The organism is Sphaerisporangium aureirubrum, assembly GCF_042658925.1.
In the GTDB taxonomy this organism is placed as follows: Bacteria; Actinomycetota; Actinomycetes; order Streptosporangiales; family Streptosporangiaceae; genus Sphaerisporangium; species Sphaerisporangium aureirubrum.
In genome coordinates this window covers 1-7,599 of the sequence record NZ_JBHSRF010000152.1, presented here as the reverse complement: position 1 = coordinate 7,599, position 7,599 = coordinate 1, and the positions used below count along the sequence as shown (strand labels likewise).

5 protein-coding genes are annotated in these 7,599 nt (G+C 72.8%); 2 read left to right on the top strand and 3 right to left on the bottom strand.

Annotated features, from left to right (window positions below):
* Positions 1-521: 521 nt before the first annotated feature.
* On the bottom strand, positions 522-962 hold the full coding sequence (locus ACFP1K_RS40590) for a tetratricopeptide repeat protein (RefSeq protein ID WP_380763837.1): 441 nt from the start codon (positions 960-962) through the stop codon (positions 522-524).
* Positions 963-1,079: 117 nt separating this feature from the next.
* Between ACFP1K_RS40590 and ACFP1K_RS40585 the strand changes: the two genes are divergently transcribed.
* On the top strand, positions 1,080-2,342 hold the full coding sequence (locus tag ACFP1K_RS40585; protein WP_380763835.1) for a DUF1015 family protein: 1,263 nt from the start codon (positions 1,080-1,082) through the stop codon (positions 2,340-2,342).
* A 5-nt stretch (positions 2,343-2,347) separates the two neighbouring features.
* Here ACFP1K_RS40585 and ACFP1K_RS40580 read toward each other — a convergent pair whose 3' ends face one another.
* A complete protein-coding gene (locus ACFP1K_RS40580; RefSeq protein ID WP_380763833.1) occupies positions 2,348-2,947 on the bottom strand; it encodes a single-stranded DNA-binding protein in 600 nt (199 codons plus the stop codon).
* Between the two features lie 144 nt (positions 2,948-3,091).
* On the opposite strand from ACFP1K_RS40580, the gene ACFP1K_RS40575 reads away from it, so the two are divergent.
* Positions 3,092-4,027, top strand: coding sequence for an MBL fold metallo-hydrolase (locus ACFP1K_RS40575; protein WP_380763831.1), 936 nt, complete (start codon positions 3,092-3,094; stop codon positions 4,025-4,027).
* Positions 4,028-4,194: 167 nt separating this feature from the next.
* On the opposite strand, the gene ACFP1K_RS40570 is transcribed toward ACFP1K_RS40575, so the two are convergent.
* A complete protein-coding gene (locus ACFP1K_RS40570) occupies positions 4,195-7,224 on the bottom strand; it encodes a hypothetical protein (protein WP_380763829.1) in 3,030 nt (1,009 codons plus the stop codon).
* Between the last annotated feature and the right edge of the window lie 375 nt (positions 7,225-7,599).

Here is a 7,599-nt window from a genome sequence, read left to right as displayed (position 1 = left end):
CCGCCCCAAGCGCCGCGCACGCGCCCCGAACACCCCACGCCGAACACCCCACCCCAACACTCCGCGCGCCGCCACGCACCCCGAAGACCCCCATGTGTCGCGCTCCGCGCTACCTACGCCGAACGCGCCACGCGCCGCGCTACCCACCCCGAAGACCCCGCGCGCCGCGCTACCCACCCCGAAGACACCGCGTGCCGCGCTACCCACCCCGACAACACCGCGTGCCGCGCTACCCACCCCGACAACACCGCGTGCCGCGCTAATCGCCTCGAACGGCCCGCGCCGCGCTAGCCACCCCGAACTTGCCGACCCCGACACTCACTCCACGCCGGACACTCCACGCGGCGCGCCACGTGTCCCGAACGCCCATGTGCATCGCCACGCTCGCGCCGCACGCGTCGGCCGCCGCCCAATGGGCGTGCAGCGCGCCGCATCATCGGCCCGCCCCCGACGGACGTACCGCACCGCACCGCTGGTGTCCCCACCACGGCGTCACGTCAGGTGCGCGGCCAGCAGGGGGGTTAGGCCTCTCGGGCGCGGAGGGTGGCTCGTACCTGTTTGAGGGCGGAGACGTAGTCGCGGAGGTCGGGGCGCATGGCCACGGCTATGGTGAGGGGCTCGTGGGCGGCTTCCATGTCGCCGGTGCGCCATAGGGACATGCCTAGGCCGAAGTAGGCGTAGTCCTCGGTGGGGTTGGCGGCGACTATCCAGCGGAAGCTGTCGGCGGCGTCGGCGTAGCGGCGGGAGTTGAACTGGGCTCTGGCCAGGGCCTCCCTGATGCTGCGGGAGTCGGGCTCGGCGTCGGCGGCGCGGGCCAGGATGGCCGCGGCGGCGGCGGGGCTGCCGTCCTTGAGGAGCTTTACGCCCCGCTGGAACCACTCGTAGACGTCGCCGGCGGGACCGCCGGGTTCCTGGTCGGGGGAGTCATCGGGCCGGGTCGGGCCGTTTCGTCCCTGCATCATCCTGCAAGGCCTCCTTCAGACGACAAAGGGTCATCCCGGCTTCCTGACGAGCCGGGCAGCGCAACGACGTCGGGGCTGTCTCTAGACGACTCAGGCCTTTATGGCACCATGCCCGGTATGGCGATTCCTGAACTGCCATCACCTGGCGGGCTGGTGCTCCACCCGTTTCGCGGGGTGCGCTACGCAGTCGACGATCTGGCCGCGGTCACTTCCCCACCGTACGACGTCATCGCGCGGGAAGACGTCCAGAGCCTTCTGGACTCACACCCCAACAACATCGTGCGCCTAATCCTTCCCGGAACTGGAGAGGGACGGTACGACGAGGCCCGGGACACGCTGCGATCATGGCTTGACAGCGGCGTGCTGGTGAGCGACGACGTGCCGGCGCTCTACCTCTACGAGCAAAGCGGCCCGGACGTGCTCCTGCGCGGGCTCATCGGCGAACTCGGGCTGCGCGCCCCGAAGGAGCGGGTGATCCTGCCGCACGAGGACGTGATGCCGGGCACGGTCGCGGACCGCCTGGCGTTGATGCGCGCCACCGAGAGCAACCTGGAGCCGATCTTCCTGCTCTACGACGGCGCGGCGGCCACGGCCGACCTGGTCTCCGAGGTGGCGGACACGCGGGCCCCGCTCATCGAGGTGCACATCGGCGACGGCCTCACGCACCGCCTTTGGGCGCTGACCGACCCGGCCGAGCAGGACCTCGTCGCGGCCGACCTGCGCGGCCACCAGGCGATGATCGCCGACGGGCACCACAGGTACGCCACCTACCTGGCCTTGCAGCGGGCCGAGCACGACGCCGGGCGAGGGCCTGGGCCGTGGGACTACGGGCTGGCCATGCTGGTCGACTCGGTGGCCTACCCGCCCAATCTGCACGCCATCCACCGGGTGATCCCGGGGCTTTCGCTGGAGGAGGCGGCGGCCCGGGCCAAGGGCGCCTGGCAGGTGCACGAGTACGCCGCAGTGGACGACGCGCTGGCCGCCCTCGCCGAAGCGTCCCCGCCGTCGTTCGTGCTGGCGGGGAACGGGCCCGCTCACCTGCTCACCGATCCCGATCCTGTGCAGATCGAGCGCGCGATGCCCGCCGCGCGGTCGGCGCAGTGGCGGTCGCTGGTCACCTCGGTCCTGTCGGAGTTCCTGCTGCCCAGGGTCTGGGGCATGCGGGACGACGAGGAGTCGGTGCGCATCGTCCACCACGACCCCTACGCCGCCATCCGGATGGCCCGCGCCGAGTCCGGCACCGCGGTGATCGTCCCCGCCCTGAACGTCGACGACGTGCTCACCGTGGCCGCCGGAGGCGAGAGAGTCCCCCGCAAGTCCACATCGTTCGGCCCCAAACCCCGCACCGGCCTGGTCCTCCGCACCTTCTCCACCCCCTGACGACCTCATTCCCCTTCCCCTCTCCTGGTCGAGGCCCCCGCCCCCACTGCCCCAGGCGGCGCCACCCCGGCCACCCCGGCTGTCCCGGCACCGGAGGTCGGACCGACGGCGGGGAACTCCACGTGGAAGGCGCCCGCGGTAGGGGGATCGCCGACGGGCGCCCCCACGCGGCCACCGTTCAGGATGGAGGAGTCGACGGCGGGGCGGGCCGCAAGGAACCCTGCCGGGGAACCGTCGGGGGGTGTCTCTGCGGGGGAAGGGACGGCGGTGGGGGCTAGTGTGGGGGGTTGGGTTTGGGTGGGGTTGAGGGTTTGGGCTTGGTGGACTTCTACCTCGTAGGTGCTGGTGTGGCGGGTGGTCCAGAATCTGTGGTGAAGGGCGCCTTCGATGCTGACGGTGTCGTCCACCTGCCAGGTGGTGACCAGGGCGACGACCTGTTGGTCGAAGGTGACGCAGGTGATGCCGTCGGATTTTTTGGTGCTCGGGTGGCCAGGGGGGCGGCGGACGGCCAGGCCCCAGGTCGTGACCTGGTCGCCGTTGGGCAGTTGCCTGCTTCTCGGGGGCTTGGAGACCCGGCCGACCAGTCTCACCTCGTTGCGGTGCACCTGTTTCCCCTCTCTGTCGCGGCTGACGAGAGAGATTCTTCGGGGCTGTCGCGACGGCGGGGCGGTAGAGCGTGGTTCTGTGGACGACGTGGCCTACGCTCGTGTCCGAACACGGTCGAAAGCGGGATATCGAGGGAGTGGCCTGTGGACAACGTGACACCTCTGGGCGGTGACGTCTACGAGATCGACACGCGGATGGCCGGGTTCTCCGGCATCACCGCCGGCTACCTGATCCTCGGCGACCGGCCCTGCCTCGTGGAGACGGGCACCTCGACCTCCGCCCCGGTGGTCCGCGACGCGCTCGCGTCGCTCGGCGTCGGACCGGACGATCTCGCCACCGTCGTCGTCACGCACATCCACCTGGACCACGCCGGCGGGGTCGGCGACATCGCGGGCTTCTACCCGGGCGCCGAGATCGTCGTGCACGAGAAGGGCGCGCGGCACCTGGCCGACCCGTCCCGGCTCATGGCCAGCGCCCGCATGGTGTGGGGCGACCAGCTGGACGTCCTGTTCGGCGCCCTCGCCCCCACCGACGCCTCCCGGATCCGGGCACTCGGCGACACCGGGAACATCGACCTCGGCGGCGGCCGGACGCTGTCCAGCCACTACGCGCCCGGCCACGCCAAGCACCACGTCGGGCTGCTCGACTCCGCCACCGGCGACCTGTACGTCGGGGACGCCGCCGGGGTGTACCTCCCGGAGACCGGCGACCTCCGGCCCGCCACCCCGCCGCCGGACTTCGACCTGCGGACCGCGCTGGACTCGGTGGCGCTGTTCGGCGCCCTCGGGCCCCAGCGGCTGCTGTTCAGCCACTACGGTCCCGTGGCGGACGTCCCCGGCACGCTGGAGCGGTCGGCGGAGGAACTTCGGGTGTGGGTGGATCTCACCCGGCAGGCGCATTCGGAGGGCCTGGACCTGGACCACGCCGTGGCGATGGTCCGCGACCGGACCCGCGAACGCTACGCGGCCTCGGCGTCCGACGACGAGGACGTGCGGGAGCGGTTCGAGATGCTCAGCGGGGCGCCGTCGAACGTGGCCGGGATCATGTACTGGCTGGAGCGCACCAAGCCCGAGTCCTGACGCCCCTACCAGGGCGGCACGGCACGGCCACGACGGGACGGTACGCCACTGGCACCGTCTCCGGATTCCCCTGCCGTGCATAGGATGCCGCCGACGGGGAACGATGACCGGCGGGCGCCGCGCGCCTTCACGCTAGGCGGCGCCCACCATCATTTCCTGCCGCCTGTTCAGCTCGTGCGCTTGTCCGAACCGATCTCGCCGTCGCCCTGGCCGGAGCCGTGCTCGCCCGGCTTGTCGTCCTTCGCGTCGTTTTCGTCGGCGTCGTCCGCCGCCTCCGGGTCGTAGCCCACGGCGGGCACCCCGAAGTTCGGTTCGATGAAGGCCGGCACCATGCCGCCCGGACCCGCCACCGGCTCGTCGATGTCCGGACCCGCCGCCGGCTCGTCGATCACGCTGCCGCCGGTCTCGGCGTCCTCGTCATCGTTCTCGGCGGTGACGAGGTCGGCGGTGACGGGTTCGGCGATGATGGGTTCGGCGGTGACGACGTCCTCGGGGGCGTCGGCCTGCGGTTCGTCCGCGATCTCGTCGATCTCGGCGACCTCCAGGATCTCGACCACGCCGCCGGCGGTGCCGGCTTCGTCATCGGCCGGCTGCTCGGTCGCCTCGGCCGATGCCTCGGGCTCGTCGTCGTCGTCGACATCGGCTTCGGTGTCGTCGTCCGCGTCGTCCGCGTCCTGGTCGGTGGGGGCGGCGGGGGCGAGGTCGCCGTCCTCGTCCTCGTCGTCCTCTAGGTCCTCGATCACCGAGCCGGTGAGCTCGGCGTAGCGTTCGGCCGCGTCGGTCTCGCCGTCCTCGTCGAAGGTCATGGCGCGCTCGAACCACTCCGTTGCCGCGTCCTCGTGCCCCGCCTCGGCCAGCGCGTCGGCGTAGGCGAAGGTCAGACGCGCCGACCACGGATGCGGCGTCTGGTCCCGCAGCTCGGCGAGCCGCTGGAGCGTGATCACGGCCGCGTCGTGCTGGCCGAGGTCCCGCCGGGCCCCGGACTCCACGATGGCGAGTTCGACGCGCCCCTCACGGTCCAGCTTCGCGGCCTCCGGCGACCGGACGAGGTCGAGGGCCCGCTCCGGGCGTCCCAGACCGCGCTCGCAGTCGGCCATGACGGGCAGGTAGGCGTCCGAACCGGTCAGCCGCCGCGCGGCCCGCAGGTCGCTCAGCGCCTCGGCGTAATGACCCGCGTGGTACGCCGCCACGCCGACCGCCTCACGGACGACGCCGATGCGGGCGGCGAACCGCCGGGCGACCTTGGCGTGCTCGTACGCGCGCTCGGCGTCCTCGTCGCCGAGGGCCCGCTCGGCCGCCACCAGGTGGCAGGCGATCAGGTCGGCCAGGTCGGTCGGCAGGGAACGCAGCTCGTCCCGGACGTCCTTCTCCAGCTCCTCCGGCGTGATGTCCGCCGCCAGCTCCGGCAGCGGCTCCCGCTCCTCGCGAGGGGCCCGGTCGTCGTTCCTGGTGAACGGCCGGTCGCCGTCCCTGCCGTACCGGGAGCGGGCGCCGCCGTCGGCGTACGCGCCGTCGCGGTCGCGGGGCCCGCGGTCGTCCCGGTCACGGCGGCCGGCGAAGGACCCGCCGCGATCGTCGCGGCCCTCCCGGCTGAACGGGCGGGGGCCGCCGCGATCGTCGCGCTGGAAGGGGCGACGCTCGTCCCGCTGGAAATCCCGGCCGCCGCCACGGTCATCGCGATCGGCGGGACGCCCGCCGCGATCGTCGCGATCGGCGGGACGGCCACCACGCTCGTCGCGGTTGAACGGACGCCCGCCGCGATCGTCGCGGTTGAAGGGACGGCCGCCACGGTCGTCGCGGTTGAACGGACGCCCGCCGCGATCGTCCCGGTTGAAGGGACGGCCGCCGCGGTCGTCTCGGCCCCGGTCCGGGCCGGTGTCGCGGAAGGAGCTCGGTCCACGGTCGCCGGTGTCACGACGCTGCCAGTCGCCCCGGGGGCCGCGGTCGTCGCGGTCCCGGCTGTACGGAGGGCGTGAACCCGGGCCGTGCCGGTCGTCACGCTGGAAGGAACGGCCGCCGCGGTCGCCCCCGCCGCTCCGCTCCTCCCGGCCGCCACGGTCATCAGGCCGCCCGGCCTGGTCGTCGCGGTTGAACGAACGCCCGCCACGGTCGTCGCGGTTGAACGGACGCCCCCCGCGATCGTCGCGGTTGAACGGACGGTCACCACGGTCGTCACGGTTGAAGGGACGCCCGCCACGGTCGTCACGGTCGTAGGGACGCCCGCCACGGTCGTCACGGTCGGACGGCCGTCCACCACGGTCGTCACGGTTGAAGGGACGGTCACCACGGTCGTCACGGTTGAAGGGACGCCCGCCACGGTCGTCACGGTCGAAGGGACGTCCGCCGCGGTCGTCACGGCCGTAATGACGGGCCGGACGGTCGTCGCGGTTGAAGGGACGGCCACCTCGGTCGTCGCGGTCGTCGCGACGGAAGGAAGAACTCCGGTCGTCACGGTCCCGGCCGCCGAAGGAGCCGCCGGGACGGCTGTCACGCCGTTCCCCGTAGCGGGTGTCGGGTCGGCCACCTCGGTCGCCGCCGTAGGATCCGCCGCGGTCGGAGGGCCCGCGGTCGTCGCGGGAGGGGAAACGGTCGCCACGGCCGCGGTCGCCGCCGTAGGAGCGGCCGCCACCGCCGGGGCGGTCGTCGCGGTTGAACGGACGGCGCTCGCCCTGGCCGCCGCGGTCGTCGCCGCCCTCACGGTTGTACGGACGCGGGCCGCGGCGGTCGTCACCCTGGAAGGGGCGGCGTGCCTCGCCACGGTCACCGAAGGATCCACGGCCGCGGTCGTCCCGGGAGCCGTAGCCGCCGCCCGGGCGGCCCTCGCGGCGGTCGCCGTAACGCGGGGCACCGCCCTCCGGACGATCACCGGAGGAGCCACGCTCGCTGGAGGAGCCACGGTCGCCGTACGAACCACGGCCGCCCGAGGGGCGGTCACCGTCGCGGCCGCGGTCGCCGCGGTCGTCGCGCTGGAACGGACGCCCGGAGCGGCCATCGCGGTCGCGGTACCCCTGGCCCCCGGCGGGGCGGCTGTCACGGCGGTCGCCGTGGCGGGGGCCGTCGCCGCGGCGCCCCTCGCCCTCGTTCGCCCGGCCACCACGGGGGGCCTCGGGGCGGTCGTCACGCGACTGCCTGGGTTCGCCCTCGGCCCGGTCGCCGCCGCGCTCGGCCGGCTCTTCACGTCCGTTGTCTCTGTTCACTTCTGTCCTTCGTAGCTAGCTCACCGCGTCCGCCGCGATCTTCGTCTCATCCACCGCGCCGATGTGCTCGGAAAAAGATGATCTATCGGGCCGCGGGGCACAGCCTCATGTACCTCGTCGCTGCCGCCCTCGGTGTCTTACGCGACGAAGGCCACCCATGGTGGGGTGGCCAGGCACGTCCCAGCCTAGCAAGGCGCCCGTGGTCCCCGGGACGCTCCGGAGCACGCACGGGGCCGCAAACGCGAAACGGCCGCCCAGGTTAGCCTGGGCGGCCGTTGTCGTGACAACACACCAGGTGTGTTGTGAATGTTTGTCCGGCGGTGTCCTACTCTCCCACACCGTCCCCGGTGCAGTACCATCGGCGCTGGACAGCTT